Source organism: Nocardia sp. NPDC059228, assembly GCF_042754245.1.
In the GTDB taxonomy this organism is placed as follows: Bacteria; Actinomycetota; Actinomycetes; order Mycobacteriales; family Mycobacteriaceae; genus Nocardia.
Map to the genome: position 1 here is coordinate 215,205 of NZ_JBHZAL010000010.1, position 25,927 is coordinate 241,131.

The window sequence follows — 25,927 nt, forward strand, 5'->3', positions numbered from 1 at the left end:
CGAATCCCAGGGCGTCGAATCGTTCGGTGGGACTGATGTCTTCGGCGGAACCGTGTCCGAGCACGGCTGCCGCGTGCTCGCGGACCAGGTCGAGCACCACCTCGGCACGGTCGGCCTCGGGCACCCGGCTCAGGCGCGCGCCCAGCGAACTCGACGGGGCCGCAGCCTGTGTCGTGGGGCGGGGCAGGAAACCGCGGAGTACCGACGGCACGGCACCGGTGCCCGCTTCGCGGCGCAGTTCGGCCGGGTCGAACCGGATCGCCGCCAGGTGGGCGGCGGCGCGGCCGGTGGCCGCATCGAACAGCCGCAGGCCTTCGTCGTGCGCGAGCGGGTGCAGGCCGAGCCTCTCCCAGCGGGCGAGGGCACTGCGGTCCAAGCCACCGGTCATCCCACCGGTGGAGTTCCAGGGCCCCCAGGCCAGGGAAATCGCCGACAGCCCTTCGGCGCGGCGGCGGTGCGCCAGGGCGTCGAGGAAGGCGTTGGCCGCCGCGTAGTTGCCCTGTCCCGCCGAACCGATCGTTGCGGCGACCGACGAGAACAGCACGAAGGCGGACAGGTTCCGGTCACGGGTGAGATCGTGCAGGTGCCAGGCGGCGGCGGCCTTCGCGGTGAACACGCGCCGCAATTGCTCGGCGGTCAGGCCCGCGAGGGTGCCGTCGTCGAGGACGCCCGCCGCGTGGATCACGGCGGTCAGCGGATGATCGGCGTCGAGGGAATCCAGCAGCGAGCCGATGGCCTGCCGATCGCCCACATCGCAGGCCGCCACCCGGACGGCAGCACCGGCTTCCGACAGCTCGCGCACCAATTCCGTCGCGCCGTCGGCGGTTTCGCCGCGCCTGGACACCAGCATCAGATGGCGGACGCCGTGCGTGGTGACCAGATGCCGAGCCAGCAGTGCACCGAGGCCACCGGTACCGCCGGTGATCAGGACGGTGCCGGTGCCGAACGAGGATCCGGGCTCGGCGTCGTGGCCGGCTCGTGTCCTCGCCAGCCGGGGCACGAGCAAGGCTCCGGAGCGCACCGCGACCTGCGGTTCGCCGGTCGCGATCACTGCGGCGACCATCGCTCGGTCGACAGCGGGCGCGTCGGCCGACGGGTCGGTATCGAGGAGAACGAATCGGCCCGGGTATTCGGTTTGGGCGCTGCGCATCAGACCCCAGACTGCTGCCGCGGCGAGATCCGGTGTCTCGCCGGCCAGCGCGGCGCCGTTCGAGGTCACCACGACCAGTCGGGTGTCGGCCAGACGTGGTTCCGCGAGCCAGGACTGTACCGTCGCCAGTACCGATTCCAGATAGCCACCGACGGCCGTGGGATCGCCGACCGCGGTGAAGTCTTGCGGAAGCCAGGTCACGATATCTGGAATCGGTTGTGCTGCAGCGAGTTCCGATGGGGTCGGCGCGTGGGTGTCGAGTCCGGCGACCGGGGCGGAACCGAGCACGGCCATCCGGCCCGCGGCGGGATCCGGTGTCGTTGCCGCCGTCGGCGTCCACTGGATGTCGTAGAGGTCGGCGTCATCCGCGGCGAGGGTGCCGCGCATCTGTTGCACGTCATAGGGCCGCATGACGACGGCATCGACGGAGACCACGGGCCGCCCCGAATCGTCCACGGTCGCAACGGAGATGGTCTCCGGGCCGCTCTCGACGGCGATCACCCGCAGCGTCGTCGCCTTGACCAGCGGCTGATGTAGTCGCGCGCCGCCCCAGCGGAACAGCAATCGGCCGGTGTCGGGGTCGCTGTCCTGATCGCGCCAGATGAGCCCGGCCAGCCCGGCATGCATCACCAGGTCGAGCAGGGCCGGATGCAGATCGAATCGCTCCGGTTCGGGCGCGGCGGCGGTGTTCAGGGTGATCTCGGAGAAGACGGCCCCGTCCCGCTGCCAGGCGGCCTCGACGCCGAGGAATGCCGGGCCGTATTCGAGTCCGGATCCCTTCGCGATTCGCTCGGGAATCCATGCGGTGTCGAGGGTTTCGGCGTCGGCGGGCGGCCATGCCTCGTCGCGCAGCTGGTCCAGCAGGGCGTCATCGCCGTCCCAGGCGGGGGCGAGGACACCGCTGGCGTTGCGCACCCATTCGCCCGCGCGGCCGGCCTTGCGGAAGTAGAAGCTGAACTGGCGCCGGCCGGTCGGGTCCGGCTCCTGCACCGATACCTGGAGTTCGACCTCGTCGGTTTCCGACGGGAGGATCGGAGCCTCCAGGGTCAGCTCCTCGACGACGCCGCAATCGATTCGGCTGCCCGCGACGAGCAGGAATTCGATCAGGGTCGCGCTGGGCAGCACCACGGTGCCGTAGGTCATGTGGTCGGCGACCCACGGGTCGGTGGGCAGCGAGAACCGGCCGGTGAAGACGAACTCGTCCTTACCGGCCACCGGGAACACACCGGTGAGCAAGGGGTGGGCCTGGGGGTCGCCGGTGGCTTCGCGACGCGGCGGCAGCCAGAATCGCTGATGCTGGAAGGCATAGGTGGGCAGGGGAATTCGCCGGGTCGACCGGCGACCGAGCAGGGGTGTCCAGTCCACCCGCACACCGGCGGTGTGAGCTTGTGCCAGCATCGTCGAGAACTGTTGGGGCTCATCGTGATCCCGGCGCGCGGCCGCGGCCACCACCGAAGCGGACTCGACGTCCCCGGGAAGGGTCTGCCGGGTCAGCGCCGCCAGCACCGCGTCGGGGCCCACCTCCAGGAATCGGCGCACCCCCGAGGCGGTCAGCGTCTGGATACCCGGCGCGAATCGGACCGCGCCCCGCACCTGGCGAACCCAGTAGGCGGGCTCCATGATCTCGTCCCCGGCCAGCTGACCGGAGACGTTCGACACCACGGGGAGCCGGAGCGGGTTGTAGGTCAAATCCTGTGCGACAGACTCGAATTCGGCCAGAATCGGCTCCATTCGATGCGAGTGGAAGGCGTGGCTGACCCGCAGCCGGGACGTCTTCGCGCCTCGCTCGGCGAAACGGGCCTCGATCTCGGCGACGGCGTCCTCGTCACCCGAGACCACCAGGGCCTGCGGCGCATTCACCGCGGCGACCGAGACGCGGCCCGGATAGCCGGCGACGACCTCGTTCACCTCGGATTCGGGCGCTCCGATGGCCAGCATCGCACCGCCCTCGGGCAGCGCGCCCATGAGACGGCCGCGCGCCGCCACCAATCGGCAGGCGTCCTCGAGCGACCACAGACCCGCGACGTACGCGGCCGCGATCTCGCCGATCGAATGACCGATCACCACATCCGGGGTGACGCCGAACGACTCCAGCAGGCGGTACAGCGCCACCTCGAAGGCGAACAGGGCGGGCTGGGTGAACTCCGTGCGATCCAGGACGGCCGTAGCGCCACCGGCGGAACCGTTGAACATGACGTCCCGGAGCGAGCACTCCAGCATCGGATCGAACTGGGCGCACACCGAGTCCAGCGCGTCGGCGAACACCGGGAATGCCCCGTACAGCCCAGCTCCCATGCCGATCCGCTGTGCGCCCTGCCCCGTGAACAGGAAGGCCGTCGTCCCCGTGCCGATGGCACCCGTGACGACACCGGCGCCGGTCCCCGATTCGGCAAGATTCGCCAGCTGCTCGCGCAACTCCGCGCGATCGCGACCGAGGACCACGCCGCGCGAGTCCAGCTGCGCCCGCGAATTCGCCAGCGCCTGGGCCGCATCCGCGATGTCGATCTCTGGGTGCTCGGACAGCCAGGCAGCCAGTCGGGCGGCCTGCGCGCGCAGACCCGCCTCGCCCTTACCCGACACCAGCACTGGGATGAGCGGTGCCGCGCTGTCCGGCCGCGTCTCCGCACTGGCACTCTCGGCGGGCGCCACCGGTGCGGCGCTGCCTGGCTGCGCCTTCCGACTGTCGCCCGCGGCAATCGGTGCGGCAGGCGCTTCCTCGAGGATCACGTGCGCGTTGGTGCCGCTGATCCCGAACGACGACACACCCGCCCGGCGCACCCGATCGCCCGCGGTCCACGGTTCGGCGTCGGTCAGCAGGCGCACCGCGCCCGCGGCCCAATCCACGTGCGGCGACGGCGTTTCGGCGTGCAGTGTCCGGGGCAGGCGCTCGTGCCGCAGCGCCTGCACCATCTTGATCACGCCGGCCACACCGGCGGCGGCCACGGCGTGGCCGATGTTGGATTTCAAGGAGCCGATCCGCAGCGGTTCCCGCTCGTCGCGATCCTGGCCGTAGGCCGCGATCAACGCCTGGGCCTCGATCGGATCGCCCAGGGCCGTGCCGGTTCCGTGCGCCTCCACGGCGTCCACGTCGACCGCGGTGATGCCCGCATTGGCGAGGGCCTGGGCGATCACCCGCTGCTGCGACGGACCGTTCGGCGCGGTCAGGCCATTGCTCGCGCCGTCCTGGTTCACGGCGCTACCGCGAACCACGGCCAGGACGTGGTGGCCGAGCCGCTGTGCGTCCGAGAGTCGCTCGAGGACGAGCACACCCGAGCCCTCCGACCACGCCACACCATCGGCGGCCGCCGAGAACGCCTTGCACCGGCCGTCCGGCGACAGGCCGCGCTGGCGCGCGAAGTCCACGTACAGGTACGGGCTGGCCGCGACGGTCACGCCACCGGCGAGCACCAGCGAGCTGTCGCCCTGGCGCAGTGCCTGGCAGGCCAGATGCAAGGCCACCAGCGAGGACGAGCACGCCGTATCCACCGTCACCGCCGGGCCCTCCAGGCCGAACGCGTACGCGACGCGGCCGGAGATGACGCTGTGCGAGGTGCCGGTCAGGCGGAAGCCCTCCAGGTCGCCGGTCACCCGGCCGGCGTATCCGGACGAGCACGCGCCGGCGAAGACACCGGTGTCGCTGCCCCGCAACGACACCGGGTCGATGCCCGCGTCTTCGAGTGCTTCCCAAGAGGTTTCGAGCAACAGCCGCTGCTGCGGGTCCATCGCCAAGGCTTCGCGCGGGCTGATGCCGAAGAATCCGGGATCGAAATCGCCTGCGCTGCTGAGGAATCCACCGTGACGGGTGTAGACCTTGCCCGGCTTGTCGGGGTCGGGGTCGAACAGCCGGTCCAGGTCCCAGCCGCGATCGGCGGGGAATTCACCGATCGCGTCCCGGCCCGCCGCGAGCAGGTCCCACAGGTCCTCGGCGGAACGCACACCGCCGGGGAAACGCGCGGCCATGCCGACGATCGCGATCGGTTCGTCCGTATTCGCACGCCGCGAGACCCGCCGCTCCCCCCGATCGGTCCCGGTGACCCGGGCCCGCAGCAGCGCCGCCACCGCATTCGCGGTCGGGTGGTCGAAGATGAGCGACGACGGCAGGGGCACACCGGTGGCGCGCGTCAAGCGGTTCTGCAACTCCACACCGCTGACGGAATCGAAGCCGAACTCGGTGAAGGGCAGATCGGGGTGAATGGATCGGGCCGACTCGTGGCCGAGGATGGCGGCGGCCTGCTCACGGACCAGGTCGAGAACGACTGTGCCGCACTGATATTCGGGGGTCGCCTGCAAAGTGCGTGCCAGCGGGCTGTCATCCCACGCCTGCTCACTGGCCTCGGGCGTGCGGTCCTCGGGTACCTCGATGATGTCGGTCGTGCTGCCGGACATGGCCGGTGCACCGGCCCAGAAGTTGCGGCGCTGGAATGCGTACGGCGGCAAGTCGATTCGCGTTCCGCCGGAGACCAGCGCACGCGTATCCACCTGCACGCCGGCGCAGTGCGCCTGTGCCAGCGATGCCAGGAAGCGGTCCGGGCCGCCCTCACCACGCCGCAACGAGCCGACAACGGCGACGGTCTCGGCCGCACCGGCGGCCTCGGCGGTCACGCCGATGCCCATCGTGAGCACCGGATGCGGACTCGACTCGATGAATCCGTTGACACCGTCGGCGATCAGCGCCGTGACGGCATCGGCGAATCGGACCGGTTCCCGCAGGGATCGATACCAGTATTCGGCGTCCAGTTCCACGGTATCCAGCCGGTCGGCGGAGACCGTGGAGAAGAACGACACCGACCCGGATTGCGGGCGGATGGGCGCCAGTTCCGCGAGCAGGCGATCACGCAGCCGCTCGACCGCCTTCGAATGCGAGGCGTAATCCACCGGAATCGGGCGGGCCCACACGCCGTCGCGGGCGCAGGCGGCGAGGAAGTCCGCCATCGCGGCGACATCGCCGGCGATCACGGTCTGCGCCGGACCGTTCACGGCCGCGAGCGACAGCCGATCCCCGTACGCCGACAATCGTTCCCGGACCGCATCGGCGCCGAGTCCGATCGAGGCCATACCGCCCTGACCGGCCAGTTCCTCGGCGACCGCGCGCGAGCGAAGCGCGACCACGCGCGCCGCGTCGGGCAGCGAGAGTCCGCCGGCGATATACGCGGCGGCGATCTCGCCCTGGGAGTGGCCGATCACCACGTCCGGCTCCACGCCGGCCGCTCGCCACATCCGGGCCAGGGAGACCATCACCGCGAACAGGACCGGCTGGACCACGTCCACGCGATCCAGCGGGGGCGCGCCGGCCTCGCGACGCAGCACCGCGGTCAGCGACCAGTCCACATACGGCGCAAGCGCCGCTTCACATTCCGCGATCGACTCCGTGAACGCGCCGCCCGCGTCCAGCAGACCCAGCGCCATCCCCTCCCACTGGCTGCCCTGCCCGGGGAAGACGAACGCGATGCGGCGCTGCTCGGCCCGCCCGGTGGCGGGCTCGATCGCCACGGCGGGCGCGGTCGGGTCGGCCAGGGCCGCCAGTCCGGCCATCAGCTCGGAGCGATCCCGCCCGACAACGCTTCCGCGCCACGCCATTTGGGCGCGCGTGGCCAGCAGTGAGTACGCCACGTCGACCGCGGTCGAATCGGGATGGCGGAGCAGCCACTCCCGCAGCCGGGCCGCCTGCGCACGCACACCGGCCTCGCTGCGGGACGACACCACCCACGGCACCGCACCGGCCTCGCCGGCTGATGCGGCGGACGCGACAGCGGGCGCCTCCTCCACGATCACGTGGGCATTCGATCCACCCATGCCGAACGACGACACGGCCGCCCTGCGCACATCGGTCACGGGCCAGTCCTCGGTGCCCGTCACCACGCGTAAACCCAGGTCCGCGAGCGGAATTCGCGGATTCGGCGTCTCGAAGTTCAGGCTGGCCACCAGTTCCTGATGGCTCAGGCAGAGCACCGTCTTGATCAGGCCCGCGATACCGGAAGCACCTTCCAGATGCCCGATATTCGTCTTGACCGATCCGACAGCCAGCGGGGCGTCCTGCGCCCGGCCCGCACCGTAGGTCTCGCCGAGCGCGGCGGCCTCCACCGGATCACCGGCGGGTGTGCCGGTGCCGTGCAATTCGACGTACTGCACCGACGGCGCCTCGACGCCCGCCGCGGTCAGGGCATCGCGAATCGCCGCGGCCTGCGCATCCCGGCTCGGGGCGCTCAGCACTCGGCGTTCATTGCCGGTGTTGATCGCGCTGCCGCGGATGACGCCGTGAATCCGGTCGCCGTCGGCGATTGCCTGCGCGAGGGGCTTCAGCAGCACCATGCCGCCGCCCTCGCCGCGCACGAACCCGTCGGCCCGGGCATCGAAGGTGTAGCAGGCGCCGAGCGCCGACTGCGCGCCGAAGTGCTCGATCCGCTCACCGCTCGTCGGCGACAGAATCAGGTTCAGGCCGCCGGCCAGGGCCACATCGCTCTCGCCGCTGCGCAGGCTCTCACAGGCCAGATGCACCGCGACCAGCGATGATGCCTGGGCGCTGTCGACCACGATGCTCGGGCCGCTGAAACCGAAATAGTTCGAGATGCGGTTGGCGATAATGCCCCGCCCGACACCCCACAGCGAGTGGCGGCTGACCCCCGGGCCGCCCCGCGAGGCCAGAATCTCGGCGAAATCGCTTCCGGTGCAGCCGAGGAACACACCGCAGCGCCGGGCCTCGCGCGCCGTGGCGGCCAGGCCCGCGTCCTCGAGCGCCTCCCAGCTCAGCTCCAGCGCCAGCAGCTGCTGCGGATCGAGTGCCCGCGCCTCATTCGGCGAAACCCCGAAGAAATCCGCGTCGAACTCCCCTGCGGGGCCGACGAATCCGGCCCGCTCGGTAATACTCCCCCGGCTCTCGGGAGCCGCGCCGATCGCGGCGCGCCCCTCCGTGAGCAACTGCCAAAAACTGTCGAGATCGGCCGCCCCCGGCATCCTGCAAGACATACCCACGATAGCGACGGCAAACGCCGATCCGGTCACCTCTGAAAATCCTTCCTCATGGCACGCACCCACTTCGCGCCCTCATCCACCGCCGGACAGTCGAAGACGACCGCGGCCAACAAGTTCCGTTCTTCTACCCTGGCCAACCCGCGGCCAAACACCATCGCACCGAGCGCTCAGCGTCCGGATCCAGTCGACAGCATGCCGACGACACAGATGATTCCTCTTTCGACACAACGGATTTCGATGCGACTGCGACCTAGAGAAGAGCCCGCATGATATGGGGTGCTTCCGCAGGGACCCTGGCCGAGGAGATGTTTCAGACCAGGTCAACTGACCCAGCTGTGCCGCCAGGCTCAGTGCAACAATTGATCAGCAACGGATGCTGAAGACTGCCACGCTACGTGGCCATGCCAACCCAATGAGGCATGTGTACCAGGGGTTTTCGAGCGGCGGGGGTCATCGTACTGAACAGTAGTTCTAACAATCTTGACTTGTCAATCGTCCAACTGCCCCCGAAACCACCGGCAGCACAGCCGAGGCAACCCACCCCACCCAGACCCTGCGAGCGGCAATGAAAACCGCACCCTTTTGCACTTTATTACCCTGTCGCACAAACGATTTCGAACATATGTCGAAACTATTGCCGTCCCATGACTCCCGCCGCCGGCACGCAGGTCCCGGCCGACACGTCGAGTACCCACGCCGCACCCCTCCGGCACATGGAACCGACATCGCTCGCGGGGCTTCCGATCACCTCGCCAGCGAGGGATCGTGCGCCACACCGAAGCCTCGGATCACCCTCGGCTCGGTATGCCCGCCCAACACCGAGGCCATCCAGGACGAGGGACCAGGCGCTGCGTGCAGTCCGAGCGCCAGATGACCCAACCCCGCGACGCACTCGACCCCAGCCAAGTGCGTCCGCTTTACCCCCTGCCACACGCCGAGTACCAGCCGATTTGGATGTTCAGGGGGGTCCTGGGGTAATCTCATCGAGCACGAGCGAGAGCGAATGCAACGGGCTGTGGCGCAGCTTGGTAGCGCACTTGACTGGGGGTCAAGTGGTCGCAGGTTCAAATCCTGTCAGCCCGACCAAGAAATCCCCTCCGACCTGGGTCGGAGGGGATTTTTTGTGTCACCGAACTCGTCCAAAATCGGCCGTTTCTCACAGAAATCTCACGTTTTCGGCCGCTCTCCCCGCGCCCACCGCTCGAGAACCTCGCGGTTGTCCGGTGCCGTTTCGTCGATGTAGTGAGCCTTCGCCACCGCTTTGTTGTTGCCGAGTTGTCGCGCGGCCCGCTCGGGATCGCCGTAGGCGTTGTCGACCGCTGTGCCGCCCCCGCGCCGGAACGTCCTCGGAGTGACCCACGAGTAGTTCTCCCCACGTGCGGCGCGCCAGCTGCGCCCGAAGTTGTGCCACGACACGATCGAACCGGCACCGGACGAGGGCACCCACTCGAGATCCTCGGACGCGCAGGCCGAACACGCGGGGGTCAGCGGCGCGAAGAGCTTGTTGCAGGCCGCACAACGCCGGATCGTCAACGTGTCTTCGACACAACGGGCGCTGTCGTCGCTGACACCGTCTGGGGGCTGGGCATTCGGTGGGAACATGAAAGCCTCCGCGGAATGGTGCTGGTGGATTTCGTGTCAGCATCGTCTGTCCGCGGTACTCCCACGAGGGTAGAACGGCTGGGCATACCTGTTTTCCCGAGCGGGCCTTCGTCGGCGCAGGCGTAACAACAGGTCAGTAGCGAATCGTCATACGGGGCTCTTGGACGCGGCCCTCGACATCGTCGGCACGCAGGGGCTGGCCGCACTCACGGTGCGCGGGGTGTGCGAGCAGGCGAAGTTGCGGCCGCGCTTCTTCTACGAACCTCACAGACCTGGCCGAGGCACTGCTGGACGAGGTGCAGGGCGGCGGCGCTCATCGAGCAGACCCGCGTGCTGCTCGATATTCCGGAGGGCGACGACACGGCGCTGACCGCCCTTGGCCCGGTTGACCACCGGAGGTGCAGCGGAGCTGATTCTGGTGTACCTGGACGGCGGGCTGAAGGTGAAGCGACCGGTGCTGATCGGAATCGTCGCGAATTATGTTGTGGCAATGGTGGATCGGCTGCCCGGATCGACCGAGCAGCTGGACTGCGGGCAGTCCACGCCCAGCTGCTGTTGCATGACCCGCGAGGTGAGGCCGCTCGAACACTTCGACCAGGGCCAGACTCCCACCCGGATAGCCCGGGAGATCCGACGCTGCCGATCCACCATCAGCAGGATCATCAGCGACGCCGCACAACGGATTCTTCCGGTCGACGCCTGCCCAACCACGATGAAGCCGGTCGCGATCTGGCCGATCGCGACAACGCCGGTGGCCTGCTGGCCCATCGCCACCACTCCGACCGCCATCGGCCCCGAAGCGAGAAACCCATACGCACCAGGACCAACCGCGAACAATTGCACCACCGGAGCATACGAGGCTGGACGCGCCGCCGTGCGTCGTCGCCCATCGGCTTTGCTTGCGGGCGTTCAGGTTCGGATGACCGAAAGAGCTTGGAGGTAAATCTCTTCGAGAGTGCGCGGCGCCGGTGCGCTCGGCCCAGACTTCCACGGCAGTGTCGAAGCAGGCGAGGCACGCACCGAGCGTGGCACGGGCACGGGCTCCGGGTGCACCTCGTGTCGATCAGCTCAAACGCTTTCCCGCCGTGCGTGCCGCGATGGCGTCTTCCACCCTCTGACCCGCGATCGAAGCGAGGTCTCGACCCGGGGCGGATTGGACCGAGTTGGCCGAGTGCTACGGCAGTTGGTTCGATGCCGAGTGCGGCGGCCAACCGCGCTCCGTATCGCCGTTACTCAGCGATCTCCCGGGCCCCGATGGCGCTGGAGAGGGCATCGTGGGCACGTTCGCTGCGATCTCCTCGCACGAACTCACTCATCGGCGAGTTCCGGAACGATCATCGCGGAGACGGGAACTGTGGCAGCAAGGCGCTGCTCGAGGAGCTCTTGATAGCGGGCTGAGGTGTAGACGGCGTAGGCGTGCTCGGCGTCGCGGAATCGTAGTACGACCGTGTGGCTGCCACCTGGCGTAGGACCAACTTCGGGCAGGTGAACTGTTCGGTCCGTACTGGCAAGAAGTTCGCCGGCATCGGGCCCCAGCAGCACGGGAGTCGCCGCCGCACGGTAGGTGTCCAGGCGCTCAGGGTCCGTCACGTCATAGTTCAAGATCAGCAAGGCGGTCATGAGAACATCATCCCCCCGACGAGAACAAGGATTCGCATCAGTGTCACGCTGGCCCCGCGTGGGTATCGAGTGCTCGCCGACGCACGCGAGATGATCTCGCTCGCAACACGTATCGGCCTTGCGCCGAGACGGGGCGATCTGGCAATCCACCACCGAGCCTCCGATCTTCATCAACGGAAACGGCTTCAACGCTGCGCCGACCAGCGCGGACCCGATGACCGGGCAGTCCGGCCCCGCATCACCGAAATCGGCATGGGTACCGCCGCGCAATGAAGAACCCGCACCCATCGACGTGCGGCTACTCCGCCGGGATCTGGTATTCGAACTAGAGCTATCGCCCTGATACAGCGCCAGCGACTCAGGTCTCCGGCGTGGCTGTATGTATGTGAGAGCTGCGGCGATGTCGATTCAGTCGTCGCCGCCGCTACTGCGGACGTTGCGGCTGGTGCTTCCACTGCGCCAATACCTTTCAACACCGCGACTGCGACCGACGCCTGAGCCGACCTGCTATGGCGTTGCGCCGCAGCGACATCCTTTAGGCCACACTTCGCCAGTCTGGCCGAGTGCGCCGGTTCAGGCGGCCACGCCGATCGTCTCGCGGCTCGTTGCACGAGCGTGAGTAGAGGGGACTACACGAGCTGCTCTATGAACCCGGCGTCGAGCGTGAGCGCCTGTTCCAGGCGTTCCTGTCGTCGCCACCGACGGTCAAACCGTAGTCGGAAAGCTGGCGTGCAAGCCCGCGGTGGTCGGGCTTCCTTCGGCGGGCTGCTGACCCAGATCGTCGCGGGCCGTGGTCTGTCGGCGGTCTCGGTCGCGATCGACGCGCCCCCTTCCGCAGCATGCTGCCGCTGCCGATCTCAACCTGTGGTCGGAAGCCAAGGTGGACACCGAGAATCCCGAGCGCGGCCACGCCCTCACCATCGACAGCGGCTGGCAAGAGATAGACGAGTGAGCGCTGACGATCTCGCCGATGCGCACCTGGTCGAACGTGCGCGATCGGACGACTTTGAATCGAGAGGGGTCAAAGAGTCTCTCGTGTGTCCTCATCGCAGTGAACGTGATTCACAAGCGTCCAGTGATACTCGACACGAATCCATGGCCGAAAATGCGGTTTTCATGGCGCGCAAAGCGGGGCGCAACTCTCCCGAAGTCACGCACAGTGATCCGGCACCGATCATTCCGAAGCGTTGTCGCCCAGCCAGCTCCAGTTGTCTCAACGAGGCCCTTGGGCAGCGCATCGACTACGCGATCACAAGGAGTCCCACATGCCTTTCATTACAACGTCGGACGGCGTCGACATCTACTACAAGGATTGGGGCAGCGGACAGCCCATCGTCTTCAGTCACGGCTGGCCTCTGTCCTCGGATGACTGGGACGCACAGCTGATGTTCTTCGTGTCCCACGGTTTCCGGGTGGTCGCTCACGACCGGCGTGGCCATGGCCGTTCCGCTCAGGTTGCCGAAGGGCACGATATGGACCACTACGCCGATGACCTGGCCGCCGTCGTCACCCATCTCGACCTGTCGGATGCGGTTCATGTCGGTCATTCCACCGGCGGTGGGGAGGTCGTGCGCTACCTGACGCGGCACGGACAGGATCGGGCGGCCAAAGCCGTTCTGATCAGTGCGGTGCCGCCGATCATGGTGAAGACCGCCGACAATCCGGGCGGATTGGACAAGTCGGTCTTCGATGGCATCCAGGAGCAGGTCGCCACCCGCCGGTCGGACTTCTTCCGCACGTTCGCCGAAGGACCGTTCTACGGCTACAACCGGCCCGGCACAGACCCCTCCGAAGGAGTGATCGCCAACTGGTGGCGCCAAGGCATGGCGGGCGGCGCCAAGGCCCACTACGACGGCGTCGTCGCGTTCTCTCAGACCGACTTCACCGAAGAGCTCACGAAGATCACGATCCCCACTCTCGTCATGCACGGGGAAGACGACCAGGTGGTCCCCATCGAAAACACCGGCATCCGCTCGGCCGAACTGTTGCCCAACAGCACGCTGAAAACCTATCCGGGCTTCCCGCACGGTATGCCGACCACCGAGGCCGCGACCATCAACGCCGACCTGCTCGCATTCATTCGATCCTGAGCAGCGGTCCCGCCTCGGGTCCCGGGGCGGGTACAGACCTTCCGAACTCATCGACGAGGACCAATGCCGAAAACACGTCCCGAGCCCGTCCGCGACCCGGAGACCGATCACCTGCTCACACCCCAGAACTGCGCGATCGTTCTCATCGACTTCCAACCGGGCCAGTACGCCACGGTCGGATCTGCGACAGTCGAGGAGATCGACCTCGGCGCGGTAACCCTCGCCAAGCTCGCACACGCCTATGCGATCCCGACAGTCGTGACGACCGTCGCGGTGGACATGGGCGTCAACGAGCCGACCAATCCTGTACTCCTGGACGAACTCCCCGGTGTCGCGGAGATCGACCGTACCGGGGTCAATGCCTGGGAGGACGCCGACTTCCGGGCGGCGGTCGAGGCCACCGGCCGGCGAAAGATCGTCATGGCCGGGCTGTGGACCGAAGTGTGCCTCGCGTTTCCGACCCTCGACATGCTGCGCGAGGGCTACGAGATCTACCCCGTCGTCGACGCTGTCGGCGGCGTGTCTGCGGTGACGCACGACACGGCGATCACTCGGATGGTGCAGGCCGGTGCTCAGCCGATCACCTCGCTGGCGCTCGGCTGCGAGCTGATGCGCAACTGGGCACGCTCCGATTCTGACCTGTATCGAGTGATCATCAACGATTACTTCCGACGCAAACGGGCCATCGGAGCCGCCAAACAGAATCTGCTGCACCGGTCGGTCAGATAGTTCACCGGCCACTGGTTCGGTCAGCGCGACCAGCGGCAACCACCCAGATCGGCAACCTCGATCGGGCGCCGGAAATCCTGGTGCGGATCGTTCACCCCTGCACTGTGCCCACCCACCTGCTGCTGGGGATCGGCAACGGCTGGTTGATCTTCGGAGGTGCGCTGCTGGCCGGTTTGGTCAGCGCAACCAGCGGCATAGAAAGACGTTCTGCGCGTCAGGTGTCTGGACGTGGGGAACGTCCTCCTGGTGCGCTTGTCGGGCTTGGTGTCCCATCGCGGTAGGAGGACGTTCCATGGGTGACGGTAGTGGCGTGTCCCGGGGTGATCGCAGACGGAATGTGCGTTTGGCGAGGTTGCGGGGGGTGGTTCCGGTGAGCAACGCGATAGTCGGGATCGATCCTTCGGAAGTGACGAATCCATGACGCTCTCGACGGGCGCTCACAGGCAATCTGCACAACCTTAGGCGTGTCGAACCGCGCACTGGGTCGCCCCGCACCTGGTCGGCGATGTCGTCTATCGCGAACGCACCGCCACCGGCCTGCGCCACCCGTCCTGGCGCGGACTCCGATTCGACCACTCACCCGCAGACATCGCAGTTCCCGAGCACAACTGAGCTTCCGGTGCGGGCTTCATTCGAAGACGATGACTTGGCGTCCGACGATCTCGCCCCGACCGAGGGCTTCCAAGTTTTCGTTGATGTCTTCGAGTCTGACCTTGGTGACGTTGTGCTTGATGAGGCCGGCTTCGGCGAGGGAGAGCACCTCGACGAGGTCGAGGTGGTTGCCCCAGAAGGAACCGAGGTAGGACTGCTCCGTGCCTACAAACCGCTGGCCGGGTGTTGCGGAGGCACTCCGGGCCAGCGGTTTCCCGAATCCTGTCGTGGACTGTCCCGATGGGGATGAGCCAGTTCGTTGGTCAGCGGTCGAGCCCTGTCGGCGCAGGACCGCTGCGCTTGTCCGACAGGGCTGAGCCGGTGTAGTGGTCAGCGTACGGCGATGGCGCAATGGATGAATTCGGCGGCGCGTACGGGTTGGCTGATGAAGGCGGTGTGCGAGCCGTCGATCTCGGCGATGGTCGATGCCATCCGTTTGGCCATGAACCGCTGGGCTTCGGGGTTGATGGCGTTGTCGTGGCGGGCGACCTGGTACCAGGAGGGGATCCGCTTCCACCCGGCCTCGGTGGCCTTCTCAGCCAATGCGGCTGCCGCGAGCGGTCGCTGGGCGGCGCCCATCACCTGCGCCAGGTCGACCGGGACGTCGGCGCAGAAGGTTTCACGGAACCGCTCCCCATCGATGTACAGATCGGGGCCGCCGACCGCGCCCGGTGCATCGTAGGGCGTCGGCTGCGCCGTTTCGGCCAGCAGCGACGGCGCGAAAGGCTGCTGGACATCGATGCAGCTTTCACCGGTGTCGAGGCTGAACGCCGCCAGGTACACCAGCGCCGTCACATTGCTCAGCCCAGCCGCGGCCTGACCGATCACCGCGCCCCCATAGGAATGACCCACCAGCACCACCGGTCCGTCGACCGCCGCGGCGACCGAGTGCACCACTTTGGCGTCATTTCCCAACCCCCGCAAGGGATTCGGTGGCGCGATCACGGAATACCCGGACTCGGACAGTTCCCGGATGATCCCGGCGAATCCCGAGGCGTCGGCGAAGGCGCCATGGACGAGCACCACTGTCGGAGCGGCCTGATCAGACATCGTGTTCTCCTTCATCGTTGCGTTGGTCAAGCATGTGTGAGCATTCCCCGGCCAGGCTGGCATGCGGGAAGTCCGTTTCTATTGCACTGTGCTACAACCGAAACGGTGCATTCTTGGTCCCGGATGCGGGTTATCGACGAGTCGCGACCGCGGCCTGTTCGATCAGGTCGGTGACCGCGTCGGGATCGGTCTGCATGATCAGGTGCGGTCCTGCCACCTCGACGATATGGGCACCCGCACGGGTTGCCATGAATCGCTCCAGGTCCGGCGCGATCGCACGATCCTGCTTGGCGACCAGGTACCAGGACGGGAGGTTTTTCCAGGCCGGGGCGCCGGAGACCCCGGTCACCGCGGCCAGGCCGAGGGGACGCTGTTCGACCGCGAGCGCCCGCTGCTGCGACGGCGCTACGGTGTTGTCCAGAAACACATTCGGGTATTGGCCGGGGTCGATGGTGAGTTCTGTACCGGTGCCGCCACCGGTGTCGGGAAAGGACGACGGCGTGGCCGGGACCGCGGGGATCTCCTTTCCCAGTGCACCGGAGTTCAGGCTCGCCAGCGAGTCGCCCTGATCGGGTGCGAAGGCCGCGATGTACACCAGCGCCTTGACCTGGGTGTTGCCCGCCACGGCGTTGGTGATGACCGCGCCTCCGTAGGAATGCCCCACGAGGATGATCGGCCCGGTGGTCTGGCGTAGCACATCAGAGATGTATGCGGCGTCGGAATCCAACCCGCGCAAGGGATTCGGCGGCGCCTTGACCGGGAACCCAGCCTTCTGCAGTTCGGCGACGACGGGCGTCCAACCCGCCGCGTCCGCCCATGCCCCGTGCACCAGCACGATCGTCGGCTTGTCACCCTGCCAGTCCGCGACCCGCGACACCGCGGCCGAGGTGGACACCGGCGCGGAGTCGTGGTGGTCGGTCTGCGTACAAGCGGTCAGGGCCCCGGCCGCGGCGGCCAGGGCCGCGGCGACGACAGCGGCCCGGCGGGCAAAAGTCTTCATGACGGTGAACTCCCAATCGTGTGGATCGTGAGGGCGGGTTCGGGTTGTGGTGTTCGAGCATGCGCGGCCATTCCTCCACTACTCCGAAATTGCGGGAAAGTCGTACCTATTTGCACTGCGGTACAGCCGAATCGGTGGATCCGCAGCCAGGAATGCGGGTTATCGACAGGTCATAACTGCAGCCTGCTCGGGATCGTGACGACAGACACCAACAAGTGGTCTGGTTAACGGACGGCCTGGTGTCCACCGTCGACGGGCAGGATCGCGCCGTGGATATGGGCCGCCTCGGCACTGGCGAGGAAGACCACCGCGGCAGCGACCTCGGCGGCCGTGCCGGGGCGGCGGTCGGGTGTCGACGCGGCCAGACTGCGCAATGTCTCGTGGTAGGAGGCGTTTTCGTCGGTCATGGTCGGGCCGGGGGCCACGGCGTTGACGCGGATGGCGCGCGGCGCGAGTTCGGCCGCCCAGGATGTGGTGAGCGAATGTAAGGCCGCTTTGGTCGCGCCGTAGAGGGCGGATACGGCGTTGCCGGCCAGGCCGCTGAGGGAGCCGGTGTTGACGATCGCACCCCCTCCGGCCGCGACCATGCCGGGGGTGATCGCGGCGGTCAGCAGCGCCGGCGCCTTCACATTCACGGCCAGGGCCAGATCGGCGAGCGTCTCGTCGACGTCGAGAAGAGACTGGGCGGGTATGAGCAGTGCGGCATTGTTGACCAGCAGATCGACCGGGCCGTCGAGAGCTGCCGCTGCGGCACGCGCGAGTTCTGGTGCAGCACTGCCTGATTCGGCCAGATCGGCGCGGACGAAATGCGCTACGCCCCCGGTCGCGCGGATCGCCTCGACGACGGCCTCGCCCGCGCCTTTGCCGCGGCCCGACACCACGACTGTCGCACCCTCACGAGCCAGTGCGATCGCGATTGCACGTCCGATACCCGAGGTCGATCCGGTGACCAGTGCGCGGCGACCGGTCAAGCGCTGGGTTGCGGTGTGGTTCATGCGGAGAGCCTTTCCGTGGAGACAGGTAGGGGGCATTCCGGAGCACGTCGGGCCCCGGCAACGAGAAGTGCTGTGCCGAGCAGGATTTCGAAGGCCAGGATGGTGTAGACCGCGCCGCGTTCGGGTATCCCGCCCGCCGCGTGATACAGCGGCCGATCAGCCTGCAACAGCGCGAACGAGGCCAGCCCGAGGGCGCCGAGGGCAATGCTGGTGCGGCGCAACCACGTCGGTATGCCCCACCGTGCACCGACAAGAATCGCGACGACATTGCCGCTCACGATGGCCACGGCCGCGCCGATGCCGTGCACCACAAGAACGCCGTTGTGCTGGTTGGCGGCCGATTCGTGGAAGAACCCGACCAGGATCACGCCGACGCCGTGAGCGATGACGAGTCCGAACAGCAGGCGTTCACGCCGTTCTCGGGTTGCGAGCAGCAGTGCCGCGGCGATGAACAGCACGCCCTGGCCGACGAACGCGGTGTTCATGACCGAGTGCAGGGGTGAGTCGATCATGCGGCCGTCGAAGACATCCCCGGCGACCGGGTTGCCCAGATCGCTGATGAAGTTCACGGCGTAGCTGTAGGTGGGGTGGAGCCACGCACGAGCTGTGACGTACTCCAGTGCCAGGTATTGCAGTCCGGCCAGCAACAGCAGCGCGCCCGCGAAACGTCCCCGGCCTGACAGGTTTTGGACTTTCACGTCCACTAGGCTGGCACCAAATTTTTGGACTTACAAGTCCAGAAATGTAGGGTGAGGCATGCCCACTCGCAAAGGGGAGGCGACCAAGGCCCGCATCGTCGAGGCCGCCGCCGATCTCCTCGTCACCGGCAACGACGTCAACCTCGACGACGTCATGCGCTTGACCAGCACCAGCAAAGGCCAGCTGTTCCACTACTTCCCCGACGGGAAAGACGAGTTGCGCCGGGCCGCCGCCGAACGCCACCTGACCCGCCTCGCCGAAGCCGACGCCCCGGCCGCGCCGCTCACCTCCTGGCAGGCGTGGGAAGCCTGGATCGAGCAGATCCTGCACCTGCACTCCCAGCAAACGATCAACGACGCTTGCGAAATCGCCGCACTCGCGGGCCGAGCACTCGACACCGACACCTTCACCCGGGATCTGGTCGGGCGCATGTACGAACGCTGGATCGACCAACTGCGCGAACAACTCTCAGCCATGCAGCACGCCGGCCTCCTGCGCCCGGAAGCCCCCGTTCCGGCCCTGGCCTCCGCGTTCGTCGCGGCCCTGCAAGGCGGTGCAATCATCGACAAGGCCACAGGTTCCCACCAACACCTCACCAACGCACTGCACCAGGCCCTCGCCCTGCTACAGGCCTACGCTGCATAGCTCGACGACTCGCATCCCCGAGTAGGTCCCGCGCAGAGCCACCGGATCCGATTCGGCGACGGTCGCTGGCCGCTACCCGCTCCCTCGTCGATGGAAATTCCGCCATAGGCCAGGTCAGCGAAAAGCTTTGCTGCCGAATATATTACCTCTCCCTCGTCGAACCGCTCCGGCGCGACCGTCCAGGCCTTCGTGACCGAACGCCGGCACTGGCGGAGTCAATGGTGGCGGATAGCGGGGTGTCTATGACGAGCTGACTCGCGATGGGTTCGCGGTGCGGGTTGTGCAGAACCTGACCAAGTCGCTGGAGGACGACGCCGCGACCACCCGTCAGGTGCTCGACGAAATCGACGGCCCGGTCCTCCTATGGCGGGGCGGTCATCACCGAGGCCGGGACGCACGAGAACGTGGCAGCGCTGGCGTACGAGCGAGGATCCCGAAATCGCCCAGGCACGCATGTTCCTCGCGGAACTCGAGTACCACACCGAACGCCTCGTACGCCGGCGCAGCCAGTGGCGAGACGACAAACCCAACCAGGCCGTCGAGGCCGAACTCGCGCAGGTCCACCAGCAGATCCAGAAGCTCCACCAGCGATTCCCCGGACTGCAGCGGACATCCCGATGATTTCCAGCGATAAAGCGGGATTCAGACCAGGTTGGCTGACGATATGACCGAATTGGTTGATGTTTCAGGCCGCCTGCGGTGCTGCGAGATGGGCACGGATGTGGCCGAGTAGTTCACCGGTTCTGAGCGGTTTGGGCAGGTAGTCACACGCACCGGCCGCGTAGGCGTCACCGATGGCATCGGGACTGCCATCGAGGGAGACCGCGATGATCGGAATCGGTGAACGATTCCGCAGCTGCCGGCACAGATGCGCGCCCGGCAAGTCCGGCAGGTCCAGCTCGAGCAGCACCAGATCCGGATTCCATCGCCGAGCGAGGGTCAATGCGCACTGCGCGTTGGGGGCAGAGATCACCTCATGGCCGGCGTTGGCCAGCACGAGCGCCTCGATCTCTGCCATCGCCGGGTTGCTCTCGACGACAAGGACCTTGCTGGGCCGAACCGCAGGGGTCGCCGGCAGCGTGAATTCTGTTGCAGAGCGCGGGAATTGGCTAATGGTGAATCCTTCACAGACGGGTCCCCGACCGTCGAATCCGCAGCGTCATGGAGCTGAATGGAGGCGATCCTGCGCTCGCAATGTCAGTACCGCGATCGACTGACCACGAGACTATGCCAAACCGCAATCTCTCAGCAATGCATCTGTGAACTGTTTTCATGACGTTCACATGATCAGGGCTATTCCCTGGCATCCCATTGCCGCTGGCGTGCTCCGCCAATGTCCGATATTCGGCACTTCTGCGTACAGCTGGCAGGCGCAGTCGGGGTGAGATGATCTCAGCCCGTTGATCTTCGGATGTGGCAATGCATGTTGGGCAATACAACGATCCTCGCGCCGATGGACGGACCGGCTACGGGACTTGGAGAATGATCTTTTGGTGGACCTGTCCGCCGTCGAGAACCCGATGGGCTTCCGACGCGGCTTCCAAGGGGCAGACTTCGACGTCCCGTCGAACGTGACCGGCCTGAAAGACAAGGGGTAGTTCATGAAGCAGCTTCCCGAGCCCTCGCCATTGCCCGAGTCGGTCCCGATCCCGAAGGCCGACCCACCGGCCGAGATGGACCTCGTCGCGGTGCCGACCGGCGTGAACCACCGAACCGCCGCATACGCCTACGTCGGCGGGTCGGTCTTCGACAGGCGCGACTTCTACATCGGCGCCGCGCTCATCAAACACCCGCAGGGTGATCTCCTGGTCGACTCCGGTTTCGGACGCGACATCGCCAAGCAGTTGACCACGATGCCCCGCCTGTTCCAGAAGCTGACCAAATACGACGTCTGGAAGCCCGCGGTCGAGCAGCTGGAAACGGCCGGATACGACTTCAGCCGACTGTCCGGGATTCTGCTGACCCACGCGCACTGGGATCATATGAGCGGCATCCCCGATTTCCCCGACCTGCCGGTTCTGATCTCCCGGCGCGACCGAGCCGCCTTCTACAGTCGAGAAATGTTCGGCAACTTCCGCGGATTCTTCCAGGAATTCCCATTCAACTGGCAGGAGTTGAGCTTCCCGAGCGGACCCTACCTCGGCTTCCCCCGGCACCACGATGTGTACGGTGACGGCTCGATCGTCTGCGTCCAGGCTCCCGGGCACACACCCGGCAGCATCATCGTCTTCGTGACACTTCCGAATCAGGTGCGCTATGCCCTGGTCGGAGATCTGGTATGGCAACGTGAGGGACTCACCCGCCGCGTAGAGCGCCCATTCCCGGTCAGGCGACTAGCCGACTTCGACGCCGAGGGGAACCGGCAAAACCTCCTCCGCATGATTTCGATCATGCGGCGCATCCCCGACCTGATCGTCGTGCCGGCCCATGATCAGCGCGCCTTCGCCGAGATGAGCCAACTGCCGAACGTCACCACCAAGGGCCTGACCCTTTCCGCTTGATGAACCAACCCGGCCAGCCCCAGCGGACCAGAAGCCGGGTGAGGGCTCGGACAGGACCGGGGTGAACCCCTCTCGTCCTGTTATCTGCCTGGCGCACGCCCCAGCACCACAACCACGGACCAGGCCCGCTGGCTGCGTAGGCCAAGCACCACGATCGCGCGCCGCACCCGCTCCGGGTGCGAGCTGGTCCAGATGATCTGCTGCAGGCGCTCGGTCATCGGTATGACAGTGCGTTTACCCGATGTCGGCTCGCTACCATCTGCCCGATCGGTGACGCCGTTCCACCGATCTGAGCGGCACCCAAGCCGCTGTCCGTAGCCTTGTTCACCGGGTGAACGACATTGAGATCCACCGACCCAGTCATTCGAAACCGCGTGGACCGCAGACGAACTCGGTGGGAACCCCATCCCATCCGCCACCCATATCGCTGGCGTGTTCGGAAAATGATCAGCAACGACTGGGGCGACATGGGTAGGCCCGGGGTGGCCTGACCTGCTGCGGGGAAGGGTCAGTTGTGCTCGGGCACCGAGATTTCCGACGGTGAGCGATCGAATCGCAGTCCGCGCCAGGACGGGTGGCGCAGACCGGTGGCGCTACATTCGCGGTAGGCCACATCGCCGACCAGATGCGGGGCAACCCAGTGCGCGATGGCCGCGATCGACGACGGGATCTCCCCGGTGACCGGCGGCGCGGCAACGGCCAACGCCAGCAGCTCACGCTGCAGCACCCGGCGGGCGGCGTCGCTGAACCCGGTCCCGACCGCCCCGAGCAGCACCAGCTGCCCGCGCTCGTCGTGAGCGGCCACGAGCAGCGACCCGAACACCTCGCTGCAGGTGTGGCCGGCCAGCCAGCCGACCACCACCACCTCGGTGCACCGGCGCAGCGGGAGCTTGCGCCACGCCTGCGACCGTCCGGACCGATAGGTGCTGTCGATCCGTTTGCCGATGACGCCCTCGATACCGTGCTCCGCGGCGACCTCGAGCATCCGCGACACCGGGAAGTCGCGGTAGGACGGCGCGAGCAGGACATGGCCGTAGGGCAGGCCCAGCCGCTCGAGGCGCTCACGGCGTTGCAGGTAGGTCAGCGTGCGCAAATCACGGCCGCCGAAACCGAGCAGATCGAACACATACAGGCACACCGGCACCGCCCGCACCAGCGCCAGGCTCGGCCGTGTCACGCCCAGGCGGTGCCCGATACGGGGGAACCGCGGCACCCCGTCGCGGTCGGGGGCCACCAGTTCACCGTCGACGGTCAGCTCCCGCCCCGCGGCCAGCGACACCAGGGCGTGGGAGATCTCGGGGAAGGCCGCGTTGAGGGAGTTGCCGTTGCGACTGACCAGGTGGCACACGCCGTCGGAAATCCATGCCAGGCAGCGGATTCCGTCGTAGGTCCATTCGTAGGCATACCGGGTGTCGTCGTCGGCGGGAGCGGGCCCGGCCGTGGCGAGCATCGGCGCCGGAAGGCGCACCATACGCCGAACGCTACCCCCGAAAGATACCGAACGGTCGCATCATCGTGATGATTCGGAATCCCGTCCCCTGGCGTCGAGCTCACTCGTCCCTACTCTGGAACAGCAGAATGTAATGCCCGTAACATGGCCCCGTGAGAGATGTAACCCAGTCCGGCGGGTGGTTGCTGATCAGCGTGTCGACCGCTGGTTCTGCCGGCACCCTGCGTGTGCAGGTGTGGCGCAAGCTGAAGTCGCTGGGCGCGCTGTATCTGCAGCAGTCGGTGTGCCTGTTGCCGGACCGGTCCGAGGTGCACCGTGAGGTACGGCGACTGGCCGCTCGGGTGCGTGATCACGGCGGCACCGCGCGCGTGCTGGCGATGACGTTCACCGATCCGGTCGAGGAACACGGCGTGATCGCCGAGTTCAACGACGCCCGCGACAGCGAATACGCCGAGATCCTGGAACGGATCCCGGAACTGCACACCGAGCTCGAAGGCGAACTGGCACGCGGGAACGCGACCTACGCCGAGGTCGAGGAATCCGAAGCCGACCTCGAACGTTTCCGATCCTGGCTGGCCAAGATCGCCGCCCGCGACTATTTCGCCGCACCCGGCGGTCAGGCCGCCCGTGACGCCGTCGACCAGGCCGGTGCCGCGCTGGCCGCCTTCGAGGAAGCCGCTCTCACCACCGAGGGCGCGAATCCCGAAGCCGCCGAACGTATCCGAATTCAGATTGTGGAACGACAGTGACCGACCCGATGATCGACATCGCCCTCGGCCTGGCCGCAGCGCTGCTGCTGACCTGGCTGGCCTTCGTCGTCGCGTTGATGATCGTGCGCCCCCGCGGCAGTCTGCTGCGTGAATCGCTGCGCATCCTGCCCGACACCATGCGCCTGATCCGGCGACTGACCGCGGACCGCAGCCTGCCACGCGACATCCGAGTTCGGTTGTGGTTACTGCTGGCCTACCTCGCCTCCCCGATCGACCTGATCCCCGACTTCCTGCCCGTGATCGGGTACGCCGACGACGCCATTATCATCACCGCCGTACTCCGCAGCATCGTCCGCCGCGCCGGCATCGAACCCGTCCGGCAACACTGGCCCGGCACCGAGGACGGATTCAGCGCCCTGACCCGGCTCACCGGACTCGACCGCACCGAACCCCGGAAACCCTGACTCTGCGTCACAACTCGCAGATCATCCGCTTCTTGGTGTACATGTTCGGAAAACGATGGGGCTCTTGATGCAGTAGGCAGGCCGAAGCCATATCAGGACTGCGGCGGGGTTGTCGCTGTGTGCCGGTCGAGCCGGTTCTGGTCATGTGGGTGTGGGTGGCTCGGCGGCGGGGTGCATGACGGCGTGCCACCACGATTCGAGCCGACTCGGCTCCGGCCAGTGCACTACCGGCACATCGTCGTCGGAATCGGGGGTGATGGCGGGTGTGATCGTAGGCCGTTTTCCCGGTCGGCGGACGGGTCTGTCACCGCGTGGTTCGTGTGGGGTTGCTGTCATGGCGCGCCTCCGAATCCCTGGCTCGACGCCCGGTCTCACCGGGGCGGGCTGGATTCTCAACTCGCGGCGGCGGTGGCGCTGCAGTTCCTCCCCGGGCGGGACTCCGCGCGATCCTGAGACGTTCTGGCCGATCACCACGGCGGCTCTCCGCTGAGCGGGTCGTCGCCGGGGGGACCGGCCGGCAGGGCGCGAGGGACGACTTCGCGGAGCGGGGCCGGTAGCTGTGGGAGCAGCCTGTCATCGATCCAAAGCTCGGTCAGGGCGCTGAGATTCCTCATCGAATCGGGCAGCGCCACCAGGTGGTTGCCGTTGATCTGGAGAAAGGTGAGCGCGGCGAGGTCCCCGATCGAATCCGGAAGCTCTGTGAGCAGATTGTCGGACGCCTCGAGCACGGTGAGCGCGGCGAGACGGCCAAGCGAGTCCGGGAGTTCGGTGAGCTGGTTGCTGCTCACGATGAGTTCGGTGAGCGCGGTGAGATCGCCGAGCGAATCCGGGAGCGTGGTGAGCGGATTGGCGAACAGGTTCAGCGAAGTGAGCGTACTGAGGTCGCCTATCCAGTCTGGGAGCTCCGCGAGGAGGTTGACACCCAGGTCGAGTTCGGTGAGCATGCTGAGTCGCCGCAGGGAATCCGGAAGGCTGCGCAGCTCCAGATCTGACAGATCCAATGATTGCGCGCCGGTGTGCAGCGCGTCAGCGATACGCGTCTCGGCCTCTGATGCCATCGAATCCCGCCCGTCTCGTCCGTTGCTTTCGCAGCCTGAGTCTGCCCCTCCGACCGACATTGGAGCATCGCAAACACGGGCTACGGGCGAAGTCGGAACGAGCCGTCTCCGCCGGAACAGCCGAAGGGTGTCGTGTCTCCGCGATCGGTGCCGCGGTACTGCGGCGGACGGTCAGGTCCGGAGCAACGCCTCCTATTCATCGTCATCGCCTCGGCACGTCGAAGCGGCCGGCCAAACTTTCCTGGCTGTACAGCGAGAGTTCCCTGGTGCAGATCGAATCGCGCTCGACGCGATCACCAGTCTGCCCTGACCTCCGCGCAATGTGTGACCACCATGAGCCAATTCCCGCGCTCTGCAACAGCATCCACGATGGCGCCGACCCCTGCGGTTCGGCCGAACAATCCGCGCTGGCCGGTTCGGTCAGCGCGGTACGCGGCAATTCAGTGCGTTGCTGGCATCTTCCAGCAGGCGAGCGCGTTCCCCGACCACCCCTACGCTTACGCCGCCGAACACTTCGACCACACGGTGCCGGATACATCGGCTG

Annotated in this window: 21 protein-coding genes, 1 tRNA gene and 1 pseudogene (1 of these 23 running past the window's edge); 9 read left to right on the forward strand and 14 right to left on the reverse strand. The window is 66.9% G+C overall.

Features of this window, described 5'->3' with window-relative positions; all coding sequences use genetic code 11:
• Nucleotides 1–8,119, reverse strand: the 5' portion of a protein-coding gene (locus ACFXKA_RS18320; RefSeq protein WP_379428159.1) for a type I polyketide synthase. 5,651 nt of this gene lie to the left of the window's left edge; 8,119 of the gene's 13,770 nt are visible here — the first part of the coding sequence; its start codon is at nucleotides 8,117–8,119; its stop codon lies beyond the left edge, outside the window.
• A 1,009-nt stretch (nucleotides 8,120–9,128) separates the two neighbouring features.
• On the opposite strand from ACFXKA_RS18320, the gene ACFXKA_RS18325 reads away from it, so the two are divergent.
• A tRNA-Pro gene (locus ACFXKA_RS18325) sits at nucleotides 9,129–9,205 on the forward strand.
• 81 nt (nucleotides 9,206–9,286) lie between these two features.
• On the opposite strand, the gene ACFXKA_RS18330 is transcribed toward ACFXKA_RS18325, so the two are convergent.
• From ACFXKA_RS18330 to ACFXKA_RS18340, 3 genes are all read right to left on the reverse strand, one after another.
• A complete protein-coding gene (locus ACFXKA_RS18330; protein WP_379428138.1) occupies nucleotides 9,287–9,721 on the reverse strand; it encodes a Zn-ribbon domain-containing OB-fold protein in 435 nt (144 codons plus the stop codon).
• 477 nt (nucleotides 9,722–10,198) lie between these two features.
• Entirely contained in the window at nucleotides 10,199–10,510 is a 312-nt protein-coding gene (locus tag ACFXKA_RS18335) for a hypothetical protein (protein ID WP_379428139.1), read from the reverse strand.
• A gap of 519 nt (nucleotides 10,511–11,029) precedes the next feature.
• Nucleotides 11,030–11,341 carry a DUF1330 domain-containing protein gene (locus ACFXKA_RS18340; RefSeq protein WP_379428140.1) on the reverse strand — a complete coding sequence of 104 codons (312 nt, stop codon included), beginning with the start codon at nucleotides 11,339–11,341 and terminating at the stop codon, nucleotides 11,030–11,032.
• Between the two features lie 1,265 nt (nucleotides 11,342–12,606).
• Here ACFXKA_RS18340 and ACFXKA_RS18345 point away from each other — a divergent pair.
• The 3 genes and pseudogenes from ACFXKA_RS18345 to ACFXKA_RS18355 all read left to right on the forward strand — a co-directional run.
• Complete coding sequence (locus ACFXKA_RS18345; protein ID WP_379428141.1) at nucleotides 12,607–13,431, forward strand: alpha/beta fold hydrolase; 825 nt, start codon at nucleotides 12,607–12,609, stop codon at nucleotides 13,429–13,431.
• A 63-nt stretch (nucleotides 13,432–13,494) separates the two neighbouring features.
• Nucleotides 13,495–14,160 (forward strand): isochorismatase family protein, encoded by a 666-nt coding sequence (locus ACFXKA_RS18350; protein WP_379428142.1) that lies wholly within the window; start codon nucleotides 13,495–13,497, stop codon nucleotides 14,158–14,160.
• 486 nt (nucleotides 14,161–14,646) lie between these two features.
• Nucleotides 14,647–14,772: pseudogene (locus ACFXKA_RS18355) on the forward strand (ATP-dependent DNA ligase); the annotation flags it as partial.
• 16 nt (nucleotides 14,773–14,788) lie between these two features.
• Here the strand turns inward: ACFXKA_RS18355 and ACFXKA_RS18360 are convergent.
• From ACFXKA_RS18360 to ACFXKA_RS18380, 5 genes are all read right to left on the reverse strand, one after another.
• Nucleotides 14,789–14,920 carry a hypothetical protein gene (locus ACFXKA_RS18360; protein WP_379428143.1) on the reverse strand — a complete coding sequence of 44 codons (132 nt, stop codon included), beginning with the start codon at nucleotides 14,918–14,920 and terminating at the stop codon, nucleotides 14,789–14,791.
• Nucleotides 14,921–15,141: 221 nt separating this feature from the next.
• Nucleotides 15,142–15,861, reverse strand: a complete 720-nt coding sequence (locus ACFXKA_RS18365) for an alpha/beta fold hydrolase (RefSeq protein WP_379428144.1) — start codon at nucleotides 15,859–15,861, stop codon at nucleotides 15,142–15,144.
• A gap of 130 nt (nucleotides 15,862–15,991) precedes the next feature.
• Nucleotides 15,992–16,861 (reverse strand): alpha/beta fold hydrolase, encoded by an 870-nt coding sequence (locus tag ACFXKA_RS18370; protein WP_379428145.1) that lies wholly within the window; start codon nucleotides 16,859–16,861, stop codon nucleotides 15,992–15,994.
• A gap of 224 nt (nucleotides 16,862–17,085) precedes the next feature.
• Nucleotides 17,086–17,856 carry an SDR family NAD(P)-dependent oxidoreductase gene (locus tag ACFXKA_RS18375; RefSeq protein WP_379428146.1) on the reverse strand — a complete coding sequence of 257 codons (771 nt, stop codon included), beginning with the start codon at nucleotides 17,854–17,856 and terminating at the stop codon, nucleotides 17,086–17,088.
• Nucleotides 17,853–18,554, reverse strand: a complete 702-nt coding sequence (locus ACFXKA_RS18380) for a DUF998 domain-containing protein (protein WP_379428147.1) — start codon at nucleotides 18,552–18,554, stop codon at nucleotides 17,853–17,855. The genes ACFXKA_RS18375 and ACFXKA_RS18380 overlap by 4 nt, the downstream gene beginning before the upstream one ends.
• Nucleotides 18,555–18,612: 58 nt before the next feature.
• Between ACFXKA_RS18380 and ACFXKA_RS18385 the strand changes: the two genes are divergently transcribed.
• Nucleotides 18,613–19,200 (forward strand): TetR/AcrR family transcriptional regulator, encoded by a 588-nt coding sequence (locus ACFXKA_RS18385; protein ID WP_379428148.1) that lies wholly within the window; start codon nucleotides 18,613–18,615, stop codon nucleotides 19,198–19,200.
• 378 nt (nucleotides 19,201–19,578) lie between these two features.
• On the opposite strand, the gene ACFXKA_RS18390 is transcribed toward ACFXKA_RS18385, so the two are convergent.
• Entirely contained in the window at nucleotides 19,579–19,785 is a 207-nt protein-coding gene (locus tag ACFXKA_RS18390) for a hypothetical protein (protein WP_379428149.1), read from the reverse strand.
• A gap of 100 nt (nucleotides 19,786–19,885) precedes the next feature.
• A complete protein-coding gene (locus ACFXKA_RS18395; RefSeq protein ID WP_379428160.1) occupies nucleotides 19,886–20,314 on the reverse strand; it encodes a response regulator transcription factor in 429 nt (142 codons plus the stop codon).
• A 487-nt stretch (nucleotides 20,315–20,801) separates the two neighbouring features.
• On the opposite strand from ACFXKA_RS18395, the gene ACFXKA_RS18400 reads away from it, so the two are divergent.
• The gene (locus tag ACFXKA_RS18400) at nucleotides 20,802–21,701 is read left to right on the forward strand and encodes an MBL fold metallo-hydrolase (protein ID WP_379428150.1); all 900 of its coding nucleotides are present in this window, start codon (nucleotides 20,802–20,804) and stop codon (nucleotides 21,699–21,701) included.
• 80 nt (nucleotides 21,702–21,781) lie between these two features.
• On the opposite strand, the gene ACFXKA_RS18405 is transcribed toward ACFXKA_RS18400, so the two are convergent.
• Both ACFXKA_RS18405 and ACFXKA_RS18410 read right to left on the reverse strand, forming a co-directional pair.
• Nucleotides 21,782–21,919 carry a hypothetical protein gene (locus ACFXKA_RS18405; protein ID WP_379428151.1) on the reverse strand — a complete coding sequence of 46 codons (138 nt, stop codon included), beginning with the start codon at nucleotides 21,917–21,919 and terminating at the stop codon, nucleotides 21,782–21,784.
• A 290-nt stretch (nucleotides 21,920–22,209) separates the two neighbouring features.
• A complete protein-coding gene (locus ACFXKA_RS18410) occupies nucleotides 22,210–23,172 on the reverse strand; it encodes an ATP-dependent DNA ligase (protein WP_379428152.1) in 963 nt (320 codons plus the stop codon).
• Between the two features lie 131 nt (nucleotides 23,173–23,303).
• On the opposite strand from ACFXKA_RS18410, the gene ACFXKA_RS18415 reads away from it, so the two are divergent.
• Together ACFXKA_RS18415 and ACFXKA_RS18420 are read left to right on the forward strand one after the other, a co-directional pair.
• A complete protein-coding gene (locus ACFXKA_RS18415) occupies nucleotides 23,304–23,900 on the forward strand; it encodes a Chromate resistance protein ChrB (protein WP_379428153.1) in 597 nt (198 codons plus the stop codon).
• Nucleotides 23,901–23,908: 8 nt separating this feature from the next.
• On the forward strand, nucleotides 23,909–24,325 hold the full coding sequence (locus ACFXKA_RS18420; RefSeq protein WP_379428161.1) for a YkvA family protein: 417 nt from the start codon (nucleotides 23,909–23,911) through the stop codon (nucleotides 24,323–24,325).
• Between the two features lie 467 nt (nucleotides 24,326–24,792).
• Here the strand turns inward: ACFXKA_RS18420 and ACFXKA_RS18425 are convergent, their stop codons facing one another.
• Nucleotides 24,793–25,383, reverse strand: coding sequence for a leucine-rich repeat domain-containing protein (locus ACFXKA_RS18425; protein ID WP_379428154.1), 591 nt, complete (start codon nucleotides 25,381–25,383; stop codon nucleotides 24,793–24,795).
• 333 nt (nucleotides 25,384–25,716) lie between these two features.
• Between ACFXKA_RS18425 and ACFXKA_RS18430 the strand changes: the two genes are divergently transcribed.
• A partial coding sequence (locus tag ACFXKA_RS18430; RefSeq protein WP_379428155.1) for a hypothetical protein occupies nucleotides 25,717–25,927 on the forward strand: 211 nt, incomplete at its 3' end.